Source organism: Streptomyces sp. AM8-1-1 (assembly GCF_032229325.1).
In the GTDB taxonomy this organism is placed as follows: Bacteria; Actinomycetota; Actinomycetes; order Streptomycetales; family Streptomycetaceae; genus Streptomyces; species Streptomyces achmelvichensis.
Genome location: NZ_CP135086.1, coordinates 4,280,056 through 4,298,474, shown reverse-complemented (window position 1 = coordinate 4,298,474; position 18,419 = coordinate 4,280,056). Strand labels below are relative to the sequence as shown.

General features: G+C 70.7%; 19 protein-coding genes and 1 tRNA gene. 14 read left to right on the top strand and 6 right to left on the bottom strand.

Features of this window, described 5'->3' with window-relative positions; translation table 11 throughout:
- The first annotated feature begins 107 nt into the window (after positions 1-107).
- On the top strand, positions 108-731 hold the full coding sequence (locus RPQ07_RS19390; protein ID WP_313945432.1) for a LytR C-terminal domain-containing protein: 624 nt from the start codon (positions 108-110) through the stop codon (positions 729-731).
- A gap of 88 nt (positions 732-819) precedes the next feature.
- On the opposite strand, the gene upp is transcribed toward RPQ07_RS19390, so the two are convergent.
- Positions 820-1,455: a uracil phosphoribosyltransferase gene (upp, locus tag RPQ07_RS19385; protein ID WP_313945431.1), complete on the bottom strand. Its 636-nt coding sequence runs from the start codon at positions 1,453-1,455 to the stop codon at positions 820-822.
- 119 nt (positions 1,456-1,574) lie between these two features.
- Here upp and RPQ07_RS19380 point away from each other — a divergent pair, with 119 nt between their 5' ends.
- The 9 genes from RPQ07_RS19380 to RPQ07_RS19340 all read left to right on the top strand — a co-directional run bounded on the left by RPQ07_RS19380 (position 1,575) and on the right by RPQ07_RS19340 (position 6,828).
- Positions 1,575-1,766 (top strand): hypothetical protein, encoded by a 192-nt coding sequence (locus RPQ07_RS19380; protein ID WP_313945430.1) that lies wholly within the window; start codon positions 1,575-1,577, stop codon positions 1,764-1,766.
- Positions 1,767-1,919: 153 nt separating this feature from the next.
- The gene (locus RPQ07_RS19375; RefSeq protein ID WP_313945429.1) at positions 1,920-2,456 is read left to right on the top strand and encodes a hypothetical protein; all 537 of its coding nucleotides are present in this window, start codon (positions 1,920-1,922) and stop codon (positions 2,454-2,456) included.
- Between the two features lie 68 nt (positions 2,457-2,524).
- Positions 2,525-2,953: a tRNA adenosine(34) deaminase TadA gene (gene tadA / locus RPQ07_RS19370; protein WP_313945428.1), complete on the top strand. Its 429-nt coding sequence runs from the start codon at positions 2,525-2,527 to the stop codon at positions 2,951-2,953.
- Positions 2,954-3,010: 57 nt separating this feature from the next.
- Positions 3,011-3,095 (top strand) — tRNA-Ser (locus RPQ07_RS19365).
- A gap of 204 nt (positions 3,096-3,299) precedes the next feature.
- A complete protein-coding gene (locus tag RPQ07_RS19360; protein ID WP_313945427.1) occupies positions 3,300-3,464 on the top strand; it encodes a hypothetical protein in 165 nt (54 codons plus the stop codon).
- Between the two features lie 73 nt (positions 3,465-3,537).
- Entirely contained in the window at positions 3,538-3,831 is a 294-nt protein-coding gene (locus RPQ07_RS19355; protein ID WP_313945426.1) for a Dabb family protein, read from the top strand.
- Between the two features lie 177 nt (positions 3,832-4,008).
- Positions 4,009-4,851, top strand: coding sequence for an RNA polymerase sigma factor SigF (locus RPQ07_RS19350; protein ID WP_313945425.1), 843 nt, complete (start codon positions 4,009-4,011; stop codon positions 4,849-4,851).
- A 234-nt stretch (positions 4,852-5,085) separates the two neighbouring features.
- Positions 5,086-5,949 (top strand): RNA polymerase sigma factor SigF, encoded by an 864-nt coding sequence (locus RPQ07_RS19345; RefSeq protein ID WP_313945424.1) that lies wholly within the window; start codon positions 5,086-5,088, stop codon positions 5,947-5,949.
- A gap of 81 nt (positions 5,950-6,030) precedes the next feature.
- The gene (locus tag RPQ07_RS19340) at positions 6,031-6,828 is read left to right on the top strand and encodes a hypothetical protein (protein ID WP_313945423.1); all 798 of its coding nucleotides are present in this window, start codon (positions 6,031-6,033) and stop codon (positions 6,826-6,828) included.
- Positions 6,829-6,912: 84 nt separating this feature from the next.
- Here RPQ07_RS19340 and RPQ07_RS19335 read toward each other — a convergent pair whose 3' ends face one another.
- Complete coding sequence (locus RPQ07_RS19335) at positions 6,913-7,131, bottom strand: hypothetical protein (RefSeq protein ID WP_313945422.1); 219 nt, start codon at positions 7,129-7,131, stop codon at positions 6,913-6,915.
- 198 nt (positions 7,132-7,329) lie between these two features.
- On the opposite strand from RPQ07_RS19335, the gene RPQ07_RS19330 reads away from it, so the two are divergent.
- The 4 genes from RPQ07_RS19330 (at position 7,330) to RPQ07_RS19315 (ending at position 11,740) form a co-directional block, all read left to right on the top strand.
- Entirely contained in the window at positions 7,330-7,800 is a 471-nt protein-coding gene (locus tag RPQ07_RS19330) for a MarR family winged helix-turn-helix transcriptional regulator (protein ID WP_313945421.1), read from the top strand.
- A 23-nt stretch (positions 7,801-7,823) separates the two neighbouring features.
- Positions 7,824-10,295: an MFS transporter gene (locus RPQ07_RS19325; RefSeq protein WP_313945420.1), complete on the top strand. Its 2,472-nt coding sequence runs from the start codon at positions 7,824-7,826 to the stop codon at positions 10,293-10,295.
- 111 nt (positions 10,296-10,406) lie between these two features.
- Positions 10,407-11,225 (top strand): YceI family protein, encoded by an 819-nt coding sequence (locus RPQ07_RS19320; protein ID WP_313945419.1) that lies wholly within the window; start codon positions 10,407-10,409, stop codon positions 11,223-11,225.
- Positions 11,226-11,272: 47 nt separating this feature from the next.
- Positions 11,273-11,740, top strand: coding sequence for a PPOX class F420-dependent oxidoreductase (locus RPQ07_RS19315; protein WP_313945418.1), 468 nt, complete (start codon positions 11,273-11,275; stop codon positions 11,738-11,740).
- Positions 11,741-12,302: 562 nt separating this feature from the next.
- Here RPQ07_RS19315 and RPQ07_RS19310 read toward each other — a convergent pair.
- From RPQ07_RS19310 to RPQ07_RS19295, 4 genes are all read right to left on the bottom strand, one after another.
- Positions 12,303-13,079 (bottom strand): TetR/AcrR family transcriptional regulator, encoded by a 777-nt coding sequence (locus RPQ07_RS19310; RefSeq protein ID WP_313945417.1) that lies wholly within the window; start codon positions 13,077-13,079, stop codon positions 12,303-12,305.
- A gap of 34 nt (positions 13,080-13,113) precedes the next feature.
- Positions 13,114-14,622: an MFS transporter gene (locus tag RPQ07_RS19305; protein WP_313945416.1), complete on the bottom strand. Its 1,509-nt coding sequence runs from the start codon at positions 14,620-14,622 to the stop codon at positions 13,114-13,116.
- Between the two features lie 85 nt (positions 14,623-14,707).
- A complete protein-coding gene (locus RPQ07_RS19300) occupies positions 14,708-16,990 on the bottom strand; it encodes an ArnT family glycosyltransferase (RefSeq protein ID WP_313945415.1) in 2,283 nt (760 codons plus the stop codon).
- Positions 16,987-18,408, bottom strand: a complete 1,422-nt coding sequence (locus RPQ07_RS19295) for a bifunctional glycosyltransferase family 2/GtrA family protein (RefSeq protein WP_313945414.1) — start codon at positions 18,406-18,408, stop codon at positions 16,987-16,989. The genes RPQ07_RS19300 and RPQ07_RS19295 overlap by 4 nt, the downstream gene beginning before the upstream one ends.
- Positions 18,409-18,419: the final 11 nt, after the last annotated feature.

Here is an 18,419-nt window from a genome sequence, read left to right as displayed (position 1 = left end):
GCCGAGAGGTCGGCCACTGACCCTTTCGGGCTCTTTCGAAGTCCGTACGGACGCAATCGGTTGATCGTTTAGTAGGCATGGACTCCGGGTCGCACTACGCTGCGCCCATGAGCATGCTCACTCCCCCCGGCATGGGCGGAAAGTACCGCATCACGGGCGACAAGTACCCCCGCATGCGACGCCCCCGCAATCGCCGCAGGATCGTCACGGCAGTCGTTGCCGCGGTCGTCGCCCTCGGGCTGGCCGGGTGGGGAACGCTGCAGCTCATCGACGTCTTCACCAGTGACGGGAAGAAGACGTCGGCGAGCCACAAGGCGAACTGCCAACCGGCTGCGAAGACCTCCGCGGCGGCTCCCGTGGCCCTCAGGCCGGGACAGATCACGGTGAACGTCTACAACGCCACTCCGCGGTCCGGTCTGGCCAAGGCGGCGGCCGACGAACTCAAGAAACGCGGCTTTGCCATCGGCAAGGTGGGCAACGCGCCGGCCGCCTACGACAAGAAGGTTCCGGGCATCGGGATACTGCTCGGCGCGCCGACGGCGTCGAAGGGTCCGTTCTCGGTCCTCGGCACCCAGCTGAGGGGTGCGACGACCAAGACGGACGCACGCAAGACGGCGGACGTGGACCTGATTCTCGGTACGCGCTTCACGGCGCTCACGGCCAAGCCGGACGCGGACCAGGCGCTGACGGTGCTCGCGAAGCCCGCACCCGCTCCCGCCGGGAAGTGCTGAGAGGCCACTCCCCGCACCGAGGCGCCACCGCACGACAAGGCCGCCGGGACACGGTCGTCCCGGCGGCCGAGATCGCTCGGATCAGTTCCTAGTCGACCGTGCCGTACATGCGGTCGCCCGCGTCGCCGAGGCCCGGGACGATGTAGCCGTGCTCGTTCAGGCGCTCGTCCACGGACGCCGTGACGACGGTGACCGGGGTGCCGGCGAGCTCGCGCTCCATCATCTCGACACCCTCGGGCGCCGCCAGCAGCACGACCGCCGTCACATCGTCCGCGCCGCGCTTGATCAGCTCGCGGATCGCCGCGACCAGCGTGCCGCCGGTGGCCAGCATCGGGTCGAGGACGTAGACCTGCCGGCCCGAGAGGTCCTCGGGCATCCGGGTCGCGTACGTCGACGCCTCCAGCGTCTCCTCGTTGCGGATCATCCCGAGGAAGCCCACTTCGGCGGTCGGCAGCAGGCGCACCATGCCGTCCAGCATGCCGAGGCCGGCCCGCAGGATCGGCACGACCAGCGGGCGCGGGTGCGAGAGCTTGACGCCCGTCGTCCCGGTCACCGGGGTCACGATGTCCACCTGCTCGGTGCGCACGTCCCGGGTCGCCTCGTACGCGAGCAGGGTGACCAGCTCGTCGGCGAGACGCCGGAAGGTCGGGGAGTCGGTGCGCCTGTCGCGCAGCGTGGTGAGTTTGTGCGCCACCAGGGGGTGGTCGACGACGTGGATCCGCATGGCGTCAACAGTAGCCCGCGCTCGCATCAAGGCAGGTTCCGGAGGGAAGGTGGAGGAGATCCCCCCAGGCCCCGGGGCCGAGGGGAAGACGGATCAAGCCGTGGGGTGGTGTGTGGGCGATGCCTGAGCCCGAGGGTGAGCAGCACGACATAGGGAGCGAGAGCGAGAGCGAGGCGGCGCGCAGGAGGCGGCGCGCCCAGTTCCTCCGCGAGCTCCACGAGGCCAAGGCGCTGCGCGACCGTGTGCAGCCGCGCCGGGCCCGTGCGGCACGGATGCGTCAGCAGATGCGCATGCGCACGTTCCGCTGGTGACGGGCCCACGCAAACGGTGCCTGTGAGAACTGATGGCCGACGCAACGACGGAAGACCTCTCGCAATGGCCCGCTTTCTGCCACGATTCCGAGAGGGCGGGGCACGCTCAGCGCACCGCCGGTCGTCACACCTCTGATCAGTGGGAGAGTCACGGTGTACTTCGCCGCACTGCTCGCGCGCACTCATGACGGGTGGGAAGCGAGCGACACAGAGCTCGACGATGTGGAGACGCTGTCGGATCTGACCGACCTGGCACGTGAGGCCTCGGTGGACGAGGACACGGTGCTCGTCTTCATCGAGCAGGAGGACGCCTGGTTCGGCATCGTCCGGGTGGAGGGCGAGGAGGATCCTCGTATCTTCGTCTCGGACGCCGCCGCCGCCGCGCGCTCCTCCTACGGGGAGATCCTCACCAACGAATTGCTCGGCGGGGACGATGATGACCCGGCCGACGATCTGGACACCCTGGACCTCGACGGCACCGAGGACGGCGAGGCGGACGAGGACGACGACGAGGAAGCCGTCGACCCCATCGCCGCGCTCGACACCGTGCCCGCGGGACCGGTCGGTGACCGCGACATCCTGACGGACCTCGGTCTGTCGGAGAAGGAGCTGCTGGCACTGGATACGGAGGCACTGCCGGAGATCGCCGAGTCGCTGGGCGCGGCCGAGGTTCTGGAGACCGTTCGCTAGTGACGGGAGCGGGACCCGATCGCGTACCGACAGGCTCGGACCCGGTACGCGGACCGTGGGAGGCGCCGATGCGCGCCGCCCTGGCGGAGGCGGAGCGTGCGGCGCTGTCCGGCGATGTGCCGGTCGGCGCCCTCGTGCTGGGCGAGGACGGCACGGTGCTCTCCGCCGGGCACAACGAACGCGAGCTGACGGGCGACCCGACGGCCCATGCCGAGGTCCTGGCGATCCGCAGGGCCGCCGAGCGCCTCGGCAGCTGGCGGCTGACCGGCTGCACGCTGGTCGTGACGCTGGAGCCGTGCACCATGTGCGCGGGCGCGATCGTGCAGTCCCGGGTGGACCGTGTGGTCTACGGCGCCCGCGACGAGAAGGCGGGCGCCGCGGGTTCGCTGTGGGACGTCGTACGGGACAGACGGCTCAACCACCGGCCCGAGGTGGTGCTCGGCGTGCTCGAGCAGGAGTGCGCGGCGCTCCTGACGGCCTTCTTCCGCGAGCGCTGAGCACGGATCCGGATACCGATTTCGGAGCACGGCCCACCTTGGGCTAAGCTCTCTCCCGGTAGCGTGTCCGAGCGGCCGAAGGAGCTCGCCTCGAAAGCGAGTGTGGGGAAACTCACCGAGGGTTCAAATCCCTCCGCTACCGCTCTCGGCAAAGGGTCCGGCTCATCGAGCCGGGCCCTTTCGTCTGTTCCGGGACCACTCGTACGGACCTGTCCCGCGGGCCCGGGACCCCGTCGGCAACCGGCCACGATCACCGGGTTCTTGGTCCGGAAAGGCTCGGTTAGACTCACGCGACTCCACGAACGGGGGAGGCACAGGGGCCAGGGGACGCAGGGAGCAAGGGCTGATGGTGCAGACGAAGAAGATCGCTGTCTATGTCGTCGTCGTCTTCGTGCTCTACACGATCATCACGTCTCCGGAGAAGGCCGCCGACCTGGTCCAGATAGGGTTCGAGGGTATTTCGACCGCCGCGCAGGGCGTCGGGGACTTCATGACCGAGCTCGTCAATTAGGGTCTGTCGCTGATCCGAACGACAGGCCCCGGGGTCTGTCGGTGGTCCGAACGACCGACGCTGGGAGCACCCCTTGATCCGCCATCTGGTCCTGTTCAAGCTCAACGAAGGAGTGGGGCGCGACGAGCCCCGGGTGATCGCCGGCGCGCAGGCCTTCCGGGAGGTGGACGGGCTCGTGCCCGAGCTGGAGTTCTGGGAGTGCGGCTGGAACATCACCGACCGGCCGATCGCCTATGACTTCGCCATCAACTCCGCCGTCGCCGACGGCGATGCGCTGAAGCGGTACATCGAGCATCCGGCCCATCAGGCTGCCGCCGGACAGTGGCGTGAGTTCGCCACCTGGGTGATCGCCGACTACGAGTTCTGAACCACCTGCTTCTCCGGCCCTCCGCCCGCTGGGCGGGGGGTTTTTGAGGTTTAGATCACAACTTGCCGTCAACACGGTGTTTTCGGGTGCTTGCACACAGTGGACATGTCTTGTGATGCTATGACCGCTTTTGACGGATGAGTTGACCGTAGTTGACCGCAAAGGGGTGGCGTGACCGTGCCGGCCAGTACTGCGCCTCAGGTGTTGCCCCAGAACGAGCGGCCGGACGACCCGCCCGCCACCGCGCGGCCACAGAGCAGGGGCGCCGACACCAGGGCCCTGACACAGGTGCTCTTCGGTGAGCTCAAGGACCTGGAGCCCGGCACCCCGGAACACTCCCGGGTGCGTGGGGCGCTGATCGAGGCGAACCTCCCGCTGGTGCGCTACGCCGCCGCCCGCTTCCGCTCCCGCAACGAGCCGATGGAGGACGTCGTCCAGGTCGGCACGATCGGCCTCATCAACGCCATCGACCGCTTCGACCCGGACCGCGGAGTGCAGTTCCCGACCTTCGCGATGCCCACGGTGGTCGGCGAGATCAAACGTTACTTCCGCGACAACGTACGGACCGTCCATGTGCCGCGGCGGCTGCACGAGCTGTGGGTCCAGGTCAACGGCGCCACCGAGGACCTGACGACCGCTCACGGCCGCTCCCCGACGACCGCCGAGATCGCCGAGCGGCTGAAGATCGGCGAGGACGAGGTGCTGGCATGCATCGAGGCCGGCCGTTCGTACCACGCGACCTCGCTGGAGGCGGCGCAGGAGGGTGACGGGCTGCCCGGCCTGCTGGACCGGCTCGGTTACGAGGACCCCGCCCTCGCGGGCGTCGAACACCGGGATCTCGTACGGCATCTGCTCGTACAACTGCCCGAACGGGAACAGCGCATCCTGATGCTGCGGTACTACAGCAATCTGACGCAGTCACAGATCAGCCAGGAGCTGGGAGTCTCCCAGATGCATGTGTCAAGACTTCTGGCGCGCAGCTTCGCCCGATTGCGATCCGCAAACAGGATCGAGGCGTAGCCGGAACGGGTATACCCCGGTCGGACGCTTTTCATCGGGCCCACATCCGTACACCCCCTGCCGCCTGCGGAGTTTGGCCCATTACTTGTCGACATGTCACTACAGCGTGTTGCCGACATGTGACATTCTGCCGGAGACGCGTTTGCCGCAGCCTCGCCGCCGGTATTTCAGGGGAAGCTGCGTTCCTCCGTTGGTCGCGGCCACCGCGACCGTCCGCGACCTCAAGGGGGTGGCATGTCCGCAGAACAGGGCAGCTCGAAGGTGCTTACGCTCACAAAGAGCGCTCCCGCACCTGTCACGCCTGACAGCTCGGAGGCCATCGACACTCGCACTCTGTCCCGCTCCCTGTTTCTGCGGCTGCGCGCACTCGACGCGCAGAACGCCGAGGGCGCGGGCGACACCCCGGAGCGCACCTATGTGCGCGACACCCTCATCGAGCTCAATCTCCCCCTGGTGCGTTACGCGGCGGCGCGGTTCCGCTCCCGCAACGAACCGATGGAGGACATCGTCCAGGTCGGGACCATCGGTCTGATCAAGGCGATCGACCGCTTCGACTGCGAACGAGGCGTGGAGTTCCCGACGTTCGCCATGCCGACGGTCGTCGGCGAGATCAAGCGCTTCTTCCGCGACACCTCGTGGTCGGTGCGGGTGCCGCGCCGGCTCCAGGAGCTGCGGCTCGCGCTCACCAAGGCGAGCGACGAGCTGGCGCAGAAGCTGGACCGCTCCCCGACCGTGCCCGAACTCGCGGCCGTGCTCGGGGTCTCCGAGGAGGACGTGGTCGACGGCCTGGCCGTCGGAAACGCCTACACGGCGTCCTCGCTGGACTCGCCGTCCCCCGAGGACGACGGCGGCGAGGGCTCGCTGGCGGACCGTCTGGGGTACGAGGACTCGGCGCTCGAGGGCGTGGAGTACCGCGAGTCCCTGAAGCCGCTGCTGGCCAAACTCCCGCCCCGGGAGCGGCAGATCATCATGCTGCGGTTCTTCGCGAACATGACGCAGTCCCAGATCGGCGAGGAGGTCGGCATCTCGCAGATGCACGTCTCCCGGCTGCTGACCCGCACGCTCGCGCAGCTGCGGGAGGGACTGATCTCCGACTGACGTCCGCCGGCCCGGCCCGGTCGCCGATCCGGCGGCCGCGGCCGGGTTCCTTATTGACGGTCCGTCAGACACACTGACGCGATGCGACGACGTCCCAGAACGGCTCTCGTGGCGGTGGCGCTCTGCCTCGGCGGCACGCTGACAGCGTGCGGCAGCGGCGGCGACGACGGATACGCGGCGGTCGGTGCCGCGGGTTCGGGGCCCGAGAGAGGGCCCACGGCCGCGGTTCCGCCGAAGGGTGACGTGATCCTGGTACCGCTGGACGGGACCACCGGGCCCGGTGAGCCACCGGGCGCGACACCGCCGAAGGGCGGGCAGCCGTCCGGTACGCCGTCCGCGGGCGGCGACGGAAGTGGCGCGGGCGGTACGGGAGATGGCCCCGGAAGCTCCAGCGCTTCGGCGGGCGGCACAGGTACTCCGGGTGCTGGAGGTCCGGCCTCCGGCAGTCCGGGCGGGAGCGCCTCGGGCGGACCGGGCGCTTCGGGAGGATCCGGCGGCACGGACACACCCGGCCGGCCCGGCACACCGCCCGCCGAACCACCCTCGAAGCCCACACCGGAGCCCCCGCCGGGACCCGCCGTGCTCAGCGTCGGCGAACCGGTGCGCGCGGCACTCGACCGCCGCTGGTGCGAGCAGGTCACCGTGACGTTCCGCAACACCGGCCGGTCGCCGGTGGCTTCGGGCACGGTCACCTTCGCCACGCACATCATCGGCGCGCTCGGCATCGACTGGGCGACCGTCCGGTCCGCTCAGCCCCTGCCCGCGCCGATCGCCGCGGGGGCGGCGCGCACACAGGCGTACACCGTGTGTGTGGACGCCTGGCGGGTGCCGCTGGGCATGCACATCGAGACCCAGGACGTCACCGCCACCTGGACCTGACGGACGCGCGGCCGCGGTGACGTACCCGGTGAGGTGCCTCGTACGTTTCCCCGACGTCTTCGGTGACGTGAGGAAGCGGGCGGGTCAGCCCAGGGCGAGCCAGGCCACCGCGCCGAGGATCACGACGGCGGCGATGACGCCGACGATGAGCCCGACGCGCGAACCGGACTGGGCGGTGGCCGCCGGCTGCCGGGTCTGCGGCGCGCCCTCGTCGACGAACGCGCGGAACATCTGGGTGCTGCCCGCCGGGTCGTAGTTGCCCTCGGGGCCCTGACCTTGGGGAGCGTGGGGGTTGTGTGCCATGGGGCAGGACCCTAGCGAACGCAGGTGTCCTGCCCAACCCCGGGCGAGCGACGGACCGCTCCCCGGGTGCGCCATGACCGGGCGCATGCGAAGCCTTTTGAGTTCCTTTACTACTGCAAGCCCCGCTTTCGTTTGCCTTCAGCAACCAATAACTTCTATGGTTGCCCTAAGCAACAAGATGTCGGGAGGGGTACGGCCATGGCCGCACAGAGTCAGTACGCGGAACTGGCCCGGCAGCTCAGTGCCATCGGCGCGATCAAGCGCGGACTGGCACGGATGCTCCCCGCCGAGTGCCCGTCCGGCACGGCCGCCGTACTGACCCTGCTGGACCGGCACGGCGAGATGCGGATGAGCCGGCTGGCCGAGCTGCTGGCCGTCGACATGTCGGTGACCAGCCGGCATGTGGCCCATGCGGCGGAACGCGGATGGATCGAGCGCTCCCCCGACCCGGGCGACCGGCGCTCCCGCATCCTCCGGCTGACCCCCGCGGGGCTGGACATGCTCGACGAGCTCGCCCGGCGGACGACGGACATGTTCGCCCACAACCTCGAGGACTGGTCCGACGACGACGTCGGACAGCTGATCGTGATGCTGGCGCGCCTGCGCGACTCCTTCGGAGACTGCCGGGCGCGCCACCACGACGAGCCGCACTCCCGTACATCCGTGTGACAAGACGTAAGAAAAGGAACTTCATGGCTACGACCACACCGTCCGGTGTGCGGGGCGGCCACGCCAAGCACGGCGCTCAACCCGCCGGCGACGGCACGCCGATGACCCACCGGCAGATCATGGAAGCGCTGTCCGGGCTGCTGCTCGGCATGTTCGTCGCCATCCTGTCGTCCACCATCGTCTCCAACGCCCTGCCCGAGATCATCACGGACCTCGGCGGCGGCCAGAGCGCCTACACCTGGGTGGTCACGGCCGCACTGCTGTCGATGACCGCGACCACCCCGCTGTGGGGCAAGCTCGCGGACCTCTTCAGCAAGAAGCTGCTGGTCCAGATAGCGCTCGTCATCTACATGGCGGGCTCGGTGGTCGCCGGCCTCTCGCAGAACACCAGCATGCTCATCGCGTGCCGCGTCGTGCAGGGCATCGGCGTCGGTGGCCTGACGGCACTCGCGCAGATCATCATGGCCGCCATGATCGCCCCGCGTGAGCGGGGCCGGTACAGCGGTTACCTCGGCGCGACGTTCGCTGTCGCAACCGTCGGCGGTCCTCTGCTCGGCGGCATCATCACCGACACCGAGTGGCTCGGCTGGCGCTGGTGCTTCTACGTCGGTGTGCCCTTCGCGATCATCGCGCTGATCGTGCTCCAGAAGACGCTGAAGCTGCCGGTCGTGAAGCGCCAGGTCAAGGTCGACTGGGCGGGTGCCCTCTTCATCAGCGCCGCGGTCTCGCTGCTGCTGGTCTGGGTGACCTTCGCCGGTGACAAGTACGACTGGATCTCATGGCAGACCTACGCCATGGTCGGCGGCTCGATCGCCCTCGGGCTGCTCTTCCTGCTCATCGAGTCCAGGGCGAGCGAGCCGATCATCCCGCTGCGGCTGTTCCGCAACCGCACGATCACGCTGGCCTCGCTGGCCTCGCTCTTCGTCGGTGTCGCGATGTTCGCCGGCACCGTGTTCTTCAGCCAGTACTTCCAACTGGCACGCGACAAGTCGCCGACGATGTCCGGCGTGATGACCATTCCGATGATCGCCGGTCTGTTCGTCTCCTCCACGGTCTCGGGCCAGGTCATCACCAAGACGGGCCGCTGGAAGGCCTGGCTGGTCGGCGGCGGTGTGCTCGTGACCGGCGGCCTCGGTCTGCTCGGCACGATCCGGTACGACACGGAGTACTGGCACATCGCGATCTTCATGGCCGTCATGGGCCTCGGTCTCGGCATGATGATGCAGAACCTGGTGCTCTGCACGCAGAACCAGGTCGCGCCCGAGGACCTCGGCTCCGCCTCCTCCGTCGTCACCTTCTTCCGCTCGCTGGGCGGTGCGATCGGCGTCTCCGCGCTGGGCGCGGTGCTCGCCAACCGGGTCACGCACTACGTCAAGGACGGACTCGCCGAACTCGGTCCGCAGGGCGCGGCGCTGGGCCACGGCGGCACGGCCGGCGGGGGCATCCCCGACCTGGACACGCTGCCCGGCCCGATCCGTACGGTGATGGAGACCGCGTACGGACACGGCATCGCCGACATCTTCCTGTTCTCGGCGCCCTTCGCCCTGCTGGCCTTCCTCGTGACCCTGTTCATCAAGGAGGTCGCACTGAAGAGCCACGCGTCGTCGGAGTCCTCCGAGCCGGCGATGTCCCCGGCGCCCGCGGCGTCCGTGGAGGCATCGGTCGGCGCACCCGCTGCCGCCCTGTCCCTGGCGGCCGACGCCCCGGTCGCGGTCGTCGCCGCCCCGGTCGGCCCGTCCGTGCACGGTGTGGTGCGCGGCAACGAGGGTGCGGCGGTGCCGCAGGCAGCCGTCACCCTGATCTCGCCGGCCGGCCGCCAGCTCGGCCGCTCGGTCTCCCAGCACGACGGCAGCTACGCACTGGACGCTCCCGGCGCCGGTTCGTACGTCCTGATCGCCTCCGCCGACGGCTTCCAGCCGCAGGCCTCCACGGTGGTCGTCGGTGACGACCCGGTGGCGTTCGACATCCTGCTCTCGGGCACGAGCGGACTCGCCGGCATCGTGCGGGCCGCCGACAGCGGCCTGCCGGTCGACGGCGCGATGGTCATCGTCACGGACGTCCGCGGCGATGTGCTGGGCACCGGAAAGACCACCGTGCAGGGCGACTTCGCCTTCGCGGAGCTCGTACCGGGTGCGGTGACCGTCGCCGTGAACGCCACCGGCTTCCGGCCGCTGGCCCTCCCCGTGGAGATCGGCGGCCAGGGCGTGACCCGGGTCGAGGCCGTCCTCCAGGCAGGGGCGCTCGTCCGCGGAACCGTCCGCGGCGGCCCGGACCGCCGGCCGCTGGCCGACGCACGGGTCACCCTGGTCGACGCCGCCGGCAACGTGGCCGCCACCTCGACGACCGGGGACGACGGGGCGTACGCCTTCGCCGACCTGGACGCGGGGGAGTACACGGTCATCGCGACCGGCTATCCGCCGGTGGCCGGAGCGCTGAGCGTGGCCGGCGGCGGGGTCGACGGCCACGACATCGAACTCGCCCACCCGGGCGAGTAGTTCGGACCCCCGGGCAGCTGCGCTCTGTAGCGGAAGCGCGCGCCCGGGGCCGGGGCGGCAGGCTGGGGACGGCCTGCCGCCCCGGCAATTTTTCGCAAGGAGAGAAACGGGATGGGACTTCGCGCACAGGTACGGACGCGGGACGGCTGGGCCGTCCAGCACGCGGTCGTGACGGTCACCGACATGACCGGCGCACAGGTGCTGCGGGAGACGGCGGACGCGGACGGCGCGGTGCGCTCGGCAGCCCCGCTGTCCGCGGGCGGCTACACGGTCGTCGTCACGGCGCTCGGTTACGCGCCGACCGCGTCGACCGCGATGGTCACCGCGAGCGGGCGCGCCGAGATCGGCACGGTCGTACTGGCCCGCCAGGGCGGCGCCGAACTGCCACCGCCGGGCACCTGGTCCATCGACCCCGCCCACTCCTCCGCGGGCGCGGTCGCCCAGCACCTCGGCATCTCCTCGGTGAGCGGCCGGTTCACCGACTTCGGCGGCCGGATCGCGATCGCGCCGGACCTCGGCTCCTCGCGGGTCGAGGCGGTGATCCGGGCGGCCACCATCGACACGGGCAACGGCCTGCGCGACAAGCACCTGCGCTCGCCGGACTTCCTGGACGTCGAGCAGTACCCGGAGATCGTCTACCGCAGCCACGGTCTGACACCGACGGGCACGGACCGCTGGACGGTGCACGGCGCGCTGTCCCTGCACGGTGTCGTACGGGACGTGGACCTGGACCTCGCCTACCTCGGCACCGGCCCCGATCCGTGGGGAGGCGTCCGGGCGGCCTTCCGGGCGACCACCGAGCTGCACCGGGAGGACTTCGCGATGAACTACAACCAGGTGGTCCAGGCGGGGATCTCCGCGATCGGCACGACCCTCAAGATCGAGCTGGCGATCCAGGCGGTCCAGGGTGACGCGCTGCCGGGCGTCTGAGGAACGGGTCCCAAAGGACAGGGCGCCCGAGGATTAGGCTGCGGCCCATGGCACCCAACATCGCCACCAACACCACGGTGGAACTGGACGAGTTGCTGGAGTTCGTACGCCCCCGGCACCGGGCGATCCTGCTGACGGCCCGTGCGGACGGGTCACCGCAGGGCTCCCCGCTCACGTGCGGGGTGGACGACTCGGGCCGGATCGTGATGTCGACGTACCCCGAGCGCGCGAAAACCCGCAACGCGAAGCGGAATCCGCGGGTGAGTGTGATCGTCCTGTCGGACGACTGGGACGGGCCGTGGGTCCAGATCGACGGCGACGCGGAAGTCATCGACGCGCCGGACTCGGTGGAACCGCTGGTGGAGTACTTCCGCAACATCTCGGGGGAGCATCCGGACTGGGCGGAGTACCGGGAGGCGATGCTGAAGCAGGGGAAGTCGATCATCCGGGTGACGCCGGGGCGGTGGGGGCCGATCGCGAAGGGCGGCTTCCCGGCCCGCCTCAGCGGCTCCTGAGGGCGCTCCAGCCCCACCGAGCTGTGCGGGCCGCGGGCTGGCAGACGCGCATTCAGCAAGCCAGCCTCGCCGGGTTGTGCGGGCCGTTCCAGCCCCGCGGGTCTGTGCGGGCAAATCCAGCCCCGCGGGCATGGGGTGATCAGCCGGGCCATCCAAGCCCCGCCAGCGATTGAGGCGCGGGGTCCGGGGCAGAGCCCCGCAACGAGCCCGCGCCACGAAGCCACCCCCCGCCCGGGACTGTCCCGCATGCCCTACGGGCATGTCCTCAATCGCCGGACGGGCTTGAAGTGAACGCCCTTGGCAGCACCTAGCCCCTTCGACTGGACCGGGTCAATCCGGCCTCGGGGCGGATGATCAGCCGGGCCATTCCAGCCCCGCGGGTCTGTGCGGGCAAATCCAGCCCCGCGGGCATGGGGTGATCAGCCGGGCCATCCAAGCCCCGCCGGCGATTGAGGCGCGGGGCCCGGGGCAGAGCCCCGCAACGAGCCCGCAGGCTGAAGGTGCAGCCCCCTGACCGGCTCAGAGTCAGCCGCACGCGTGCGCAGCCGCACGCTCCGCTCCGTCACACCGCGCGAGCCACCATCGCTTCGATGCCCGCCACCAACAGCTCCAGCGCGAAGTCGAAGTCCCTCTCCCTCATCTCCGCCACCGTCTCCCCGCCCCGCGCCTTCATCAGTTCCGCCGCGTTTCCGAAATGCCGGCTGAAGTCCGGCTGTTCGCTGATCGAGCCCATCGCCTCGCGGAAGTACTCGTCCTGGCTCAGGCCCGCCGCCGCGCAGCGCTGGATGAAATGGCCCTCGATCGTGCCGAAGCCGTAGACGAACTGGAAGACCGCCGACAGCCCGCCCATCTGGCCGTGCGGCGGAAGTCCCGTGTTGCGCATGACCTCCTGGACCGCCAGCGAGAAGCCCATCGAGTGCGGGCCGATGTTCAGGAACGTGCCGATCAGCGCCGAGACCCACGGGTGGCGCACCAGCACCCCCCGGTACTCGACCGCCAGTGCGCGCAGCTGCCCGCGCCACTCGGACGCGTCGCCGACGTCGGGCAGCCGTACTTCCCCGAAGACCGCGTCCAGCGCCAGTTCCAGCAGGTCGTCCTTGGTGTCGACGTACCAGTACACGGACATCGCGGTGACATCGAGCTCGGCGGCCAGCCGGCGCATCGAGAACTTCGCCGCGCCCTCCGAGTCCAGCAGTCGTACCGTCGCGGCGATGATCTTCTCGCGGTCCAGGCCCGTCGGCTGGGCCGGTTTGCCGCCGGCGCGCCGGCCGGCCGGCTTGCCCTCCAGCCACACACTGGTCCGCGAAGGACCCTTCGCGCGGTCGGCCGCACCCACCATCGCGCCACTCTCCTCGACTCGCCCGCTCCCGATGCTATGCCGCCGCCCGCACCTCGTCTGCACGCTCCGCCCGCCGCAGCAGCATCGCGGCCAGCAGACCGCCGGCCAGCACGGCCACCGCGCCGACCAGCTGGCTTGTCTCCAGGCCGGAGGCGAACGCGTCCGAGATCCGGGCCCGCTCGGCCGGGCTCCCGGCCGCCGCGAGGGCGGCGGGCAGCGAGACGGCGCCTGCCACCGCGGGAACGAGTGCGGCGAAGCGGGAGTTCAGTACCGCGCCGAGCACGGCGACGCCGAGGCCGTTGCCGAACTCGGCGAGCGTGCCGTTCACCCCCGCGCCCACGCCCGCCTTCTCCGGAGGGATGGCCCCCATGATCGCGTTGGCCATCGCCGGCATGGAGAGCGCCACTCCCGCGCCCATCGTCACCAGGCCGAGCAGCATCCCGCCGTACCCGTCGGCACCGAGGAGCGCGATCGACGCGAGGCCGGCCGACACCAGGGTCATACCGACGGCGATGGTCCCCGGGGTGCCGATCCTCGGCAGCAGCCGGGCTCCCACGCCGGTCAGATTGAGCGCGACGACGGTGAGCGCCAGGGGAGCGGTGCGCAGACCCGCGTCCAGCGGCCCGTATCCGAGCACGAACTGCAGATGCTGGGTGAGCAGGAACAGCGAACCGCCCATGCCGAACGCGACGAGGATCGCCCCCGCGACCGCCCCGATGAACCGCTGGTTGCGGAAGAAGTGCATGTCCAGCATCGGGTGCGGGATCCGCAGTTCCCACAGGACGAACACGCCGAGCACCAGGACACCGGTCGCCGCCGATGCCACGACCTGCGTCGAGGTCCAGCCGTGCTCGGGCCCGGAGATGATCGCGTACACGACGGCGGTCATACCGATCGTGGAGAGCAGCGCGCCGAGCAGGTCCGGCCGGTCGCCCTGCGGGTTCTTGGACTCCGGTACGAGGGCGATGACCGCGAACAGACCGATGGCCACCACGGGGATGTTGACCAGGAAGATCGCGCCCCACCAGAAGTGGTCGAGCATGACCCCACCGATCAGCGGACCGGCCGCGAACCCGAGGGAGTTGACGGTGGACCACAGGCCGATGGCCTTGACGCGCTCGGTGTCGTCGAAGATCTGCACGACCACCGCGAGGGTGGTGGTCATCAGCAGCGCACCGCCGACGCCCATACCGGCGCGTGCGGCGATCAGCTGGGTGGAGGACTGGGCGAGCCCGGCGGTGAGTGAGCCGATGCCGAACAGCGCGAGCCCTGCCACCAGCATCTTCTTGCGCCCGTAGCGGTCGGCCGCGTTGCCCGCGGTGAGCAGCAGGCCGGACTGCACGAGTGAGTAGGCGTTGATCATCCACTGGATGTCGGCGGTGGAGGCGTCGAGTTCCCGCGTGAGGGAGGGGATGGCGACGCTCAGGACGGTGTTGTCGAGCAGCACCGTGAGCTGGGCGAGGCAGATGACGCCGAGAATGATCCAGCGCTGCGGATGGCGGCCCGGGAGGGCGGTGCCGGTCTCGGTGGCCGTGGCCGTCATACGCACTCCTTGTACGGTGTACGGGGTATATCCTGTACACCGTACAGCAAACTCCCTTACGCCGTACAGCGACCCTGAACTGGCACTACTTCTCGGCGGTCAGGTCGTACAGGGTCGTGCCGCCCACGGTCACCTCCGTGAAGGTCGACTCGATCCACGAGGTGATCGCGGAGCTGCTGTTGCCACCGGGCCCGCCGCCTTGTCCACCGCCCTGGCCGCCCTGGCCGCCCTGGCCGCCCGCGACGAAGTAGTGGATCTTCCCTGCGGCGACGTACTCCTTGAACTGGGCGAGCGTCGGAGACGGGTCGCTGCCGTTGAAGCCGCCGATCGCCATCACCGGCTCACCGGTGGCGAGTTGGTAGCCGGCCGCGTTCTGGGAGCCGATGGCCGCGGCGACCCAGGTGTAGTCGCCCGCGTTCTGCCGCAGTGTCGCCTCGGCCTCGGAGCTCACGGTCGCTCCGTTGAGCAGGCCGCCCATGCCGCCTCCCCCGCCACCCTCGCGAGCGCCGCCGCCCGCACCGCCGGGCCCCATGCCCTGGCGCTGGGCCGGACCGCCCTGCCAGGGAAGGCCGTTCGAGGGCTGAGCCGCCCCGCCACCGGGACCTCCCTGCTGCCCCTGCCCCGGGCCTTGCCCCTGTTGCCCCTGGCCCTGCTGCCCCGGCGGCACCCGTCCACCGTCGCCGCCCGGCCCGCCGGCGCGCATGCCCCCACCGCCCCGCGCCGCCGCGGGACCGGCGGTCACGATCGAGCCGGCGTGCCCCTCGTTCACGGTCGTGAGGGAGTACGCCACCGGTCCGGCCAGTGCCGCGACCAGGGCAAGCGCCGCCGCGCCCAGCGACAGCCGGGGTCCCCGCCGGCCCGCACGCCCCGCGAGCAGAAGCCCTGCCGCAGCCGCCAGGCCGCCGATGAGCACCGCCCAGCGCAGCCACGGCAGATAGTCGGGGGTCCGGCCGAGCAAGGTGAAGGACCACACGGCTGTCACCGCGACCGTCACGATCAGTGCCGCCGAGGCCGCGAACGCGTGCCGTTCCTCCCACAGGACGGTGACGCCCATGCCGACCAGGGCCGCGATGGAGGGGGCCAGCGCCACCGTGTAGTACTCGTGGAAGATCCCCGCCATGAAGCTGAAGACCGCCGCGGTCATCAGCAGCGAGCCGCCCCACACCAGGAACGCCGACCGCGCGGTGTCGGTCCGCCCGGCCCGCCAGGTGACGACGAGACCCGCGACGAGCAGCAGCAGAGCCGCGGGCAGCAGCCAGGAGATCTGGCCGCCGATCGACGCGTCGAACATCCGGCCGATGCCGCTGCTCCCCCAGCGGCCCCCGCCACCACCACCGCCGCCGCCCACGCTGCCGACCTCGTCGCCGTTGATCCGGCCGAGACCGTTGTAGCCGAAGGTCAGCTCCAGGAAGCTGTTGTTCTGGGAGCCGCCGATGTACGGGCGCGAGGAAGCGGGCCACAGCTCGACGATCGCCACCCACCAGCCGCCCGCGGCGACGATCGCGAGCCCGCCGAGGGCGAGCTGGCCGAGCCGCCGCCGCAGTGTCGTCGGCGCGCACACCGCGTACACCAGTGCCAGGGGCGGCAGGATCAGGAACGCCTGGAGGGTCTTGGTCAGGAACGCGAACCCGATCGCCACACCCGCCCAGACCAGCCATGCCGTCCGCGCACCCTCCAGCGCGCGCAGCACGCAGTAGACGGCGACCGTCATCAGCAACGCCAGCAGCGCGTCGGGGTTGTTGAAGCGGAACATCAGCGCGGCGACGGGCGTCACGGCCAGCACGGCGCCCGCGATCAGCCCGGCCGCGGGAGTGAAGCGCCGGCGCACCGCCGCGTACACCACCGCCACCGTGCCGACCCCCATCAGCACCTCGGGCACCAGGATCTGCCAGGAGCCGAGCCCGAAGAGCCGTACGGACAGGGCCATCGGCCACAGCGCGGCCGGGGGCTTGTCGACGGTGATCGAGTTCGCGGCGTCGGAGGACCCGAAGAAGAAGGCCTTCCAGCTCTCGCTGCCCGCCTGGACGGCGGCGGAGTAGAAGGAGTTGGCGTAGCCGGACGCGGTCAGGTCGTAGCTGTAGAGCACCGCCGTGATGAGCAGCAGACCGAGGAAGGCCGGGCGTACCCAGGGGGCGTCACCGGCCCGGCCGCGCCACAGCCGGGCTGCCGTCCGGGCTCCCCGTCCGCCGGCCGCGTGTCCGCCCCTGGGTCCGCCGCCGGGTGGTCCCCCGCGTCCGGGGCGTCCCTGCGCGGGCCCGGCCACCAGGCCGTCGGGACCGGACGCGTTGCCGGGCGGATCGCCAAGCGCATTGCCGGGCGCATTGCCGGGCGGGGGAGGGTAGGCGTGGCTGTCGTGTGTCGTCGTCATCGTGCGGCCCTCGGGTCGTTGTCGTGCGGGACGGCGCGCAGCTGCGCGGTGTCGTCCCAGGTGTGGTCGGAGACCGCACATGCGTCCGGCGCGCGGTCCGGGAACCCTCGCGGCCGCGGTCCCTCATCGGGTTCCGGGACCGCCCACGTCCGGGATGCCTCACTCCGTGCCGGCGCCCCCCGCCGGTCCGGGAACACCCACGCCCGGAACAGCAGAAAGCGCAGCACCGTCGCCGCCAGGTTCGCCGCGATCAGCACCGCCAGTTCGGTGCCGTGCGAGGCATCGCCCGCGGCAGCGTCCAGTGCGGCCAGCGAACCGCTCGTCAGCGCGAGCCCGATGGCGAACACGACCAGGCCCTGCGCCTGGTGCCGTACCGCTCGGTCCCGCCCCCGCACACCGAAGGTGAGCCGCCGGTTGGCCGCCGTGTTGGCGATCGCCGACAGCAACAGGGCGGACGCGTTGGCCGTCTGCGGGCCGGCTCCCAGCCGGAACGCGGAGTACAGCAGCAGATAGAGCAGCGTGGAGAGCGCGCCCACCGCGCAGAAGCCGACCAGCTGACGCGCCAGCGAGCCGGGCACCCCGCTGAGCTGCCGGTCGCGCGGGTCGTCGCCGAAGGGGCGGGCCAGCCGGTCCAGCGGCAGCGCGCCGACCGCCAGGGCCCGTCCCACCCGCCAGACGCCCTTGAGGTCCTCGGTCGCCGTGCTCACGATGTGCACGGTCGAGTCCGGGTCGTCCACCCAGTCGACCGGCACCTCGTGGATGCGCAGTCCGGCGCGCTCGGCCAGCACCAGCAGCTCGGTGTCGAAGAACCAGCCGGTGTCCTCGACCATCGGCAGCAGCCGCTCGGCGACTTCGCGCCGTATCGCCTTGAACCCGCACTGGGCGTCCGAGAACCGCGCGGCGAGCGAGCCGCGCAGAATCAGGTTGTAGGCCCGCGAGATGAACTCCCGCTTCGGCCCGCGCACCACCCGCGACGAGCGGGCCAGCCGTGAGCCGATGGCGAGATCCGAGTGCCCGGAGATCAGCGGGGCGACGAGCGGAAGCAGCGCGTTGAGGTCGGTGGACAGATCGACGTCCATGTAGGCGAGTACGGGGGCATCGGAGTGCGACCAGACGGTCCGCAGGGCCCGCCCCCGCCCCTTCTCCTCCAGCCGGTACGACCGCACCTCGGGGACGGTCGCCGCGAGTTCGGCCGCCACCCGGGGCGTGCTGTCGGTGCTCGCGTTGTCGGCGACGGTGATGCGGAAGCCGTACGGGAAGGTCCGCGCGAGGTGTTCGCGCAGCCGCAGCACGCATCTTTCGAGGTCGGCCTCCTCGTTGTAGACCGGGATCACGACGTCGAGTACGGGCGGCCCGGCCGTGCCGGCGAGCAGATGCTCCCGGGCCGGCAGGGTTCCCTCTGGGATGTCGGTTCGCATGTCACGACACT

Bases quoted from the DNA above. Each gene is read 5' to 3' on its own strand.
- RPQ07_RS19390 (WP_313945432.1), top strand. From the start codon at position 108: ATGAGCATGCTCACTCCCCCCGGCATGGGCGGAAAGTACCGCATCACG.
- upp (WP_313945431.1), bottom strand. From the start codon at position 1,455: ATGCGGATCCACGTCGTCGACCACCCCCTGGTGGCGCACAAACTCACC.
- RPQ07_RS19380 (WP_313945430.1), top strand. From the start codon at position 1,575: ATGCCTGAGCCCGAGGGTGAGCAGCACGACATAGGGAGCGAGAGCGAG.
- tadA (WP_313945428.1), top strand. From the start codon at position 2,525: ATGCGCGCCGCCCTGGCGGAGGCGGAGCGTGCGGCGCTGTCCGGCGAT.
- RPQ07_RS19360 (WP_313945427.1), top strand. From the start codon at position 3,300: ATGGTGCAGACGAAGAAGATCGCTGTCTATGTCGTCGTCGTCTTCGTG.
- RPQ07_RS19345 (WP_313945424.1), top strand. From the start codon at position 5,086: ATGTCCGCAGAACAGGGCAGCTCGAAGGTGCTTACGCTCACAAAGAGC.
- RPQ07_RS19340 (WP_313945423.1), top strand. From the start codon at position 6,031: ATGCGACGACGTCCCAGAACGGCTCTCGTGGCGGTGGCGCTCTGCCTC.
- RPQ07_RS19335 (WP_313945422.1), bottom strand. From the start codon at position 7,131: ATGGCACACAACCCCCACGCTCCCCAAGGTCAGGGCCCCGAGGGCAAC.
- RPQ07_RS19330 (WP_313945421.1), top strand. From the start codon at position 7,330: ATGGCCGCACAGAGTCAGTACGCGGAACTGGCCCGGCAGCTCAGTGCC.
- RPQ07_RS19325 (WP_313945420.1), top strand. From the start codon at position 7,824: ATGGCTACGACCACACCGTCCGGTGTGCGGGGCGGCCACGCCAAGCAC.
- RPQ07_RS19320 (WP_313945419.1), top strand. From the start codon at position 10,407: ATGGGACTTCGCGCACAGGTACGGACGCGGGACGGCTGGGCCGTCCAG.
- RPQ07_RS19315 (WP_313945418.1), top strand. From the start codon at position 11,273: ATGGCACCCAACATCGCCACCAACACCACGGTGGAACTGGACGAGTTG.
- RPQ07_RS19310 (WP_313945417.1), bottom strand. From the start codon at position 13,079: ATGGTGGGTGCGGCCGACCGCGCGAAGGGTCCTTCGCGGACCAGTGTG.
- RPQ07_RS19305 (WP_313945416.1), bottom strand. From the start codon at position 14,622: ATGACGGCCACGGCCACCGAGACCGGCACCGCCCTCCCGGGCCGCCAT.
- RPQ07_RS19300 (WP_313945415.1), bottom strand. From the start codon at position 16,990: ATGACGACGACACACGACAGCCACGCCTACCCTCCCCCGCCCGGCAAT.
- RPQ07_RS19295 (WP_313945414.1), bottom strand. From the start codon at position 18,408: ATGCGAACCGACATCCCAGAGGGAACCCTGCCGGCCCGGGAGCATCTG.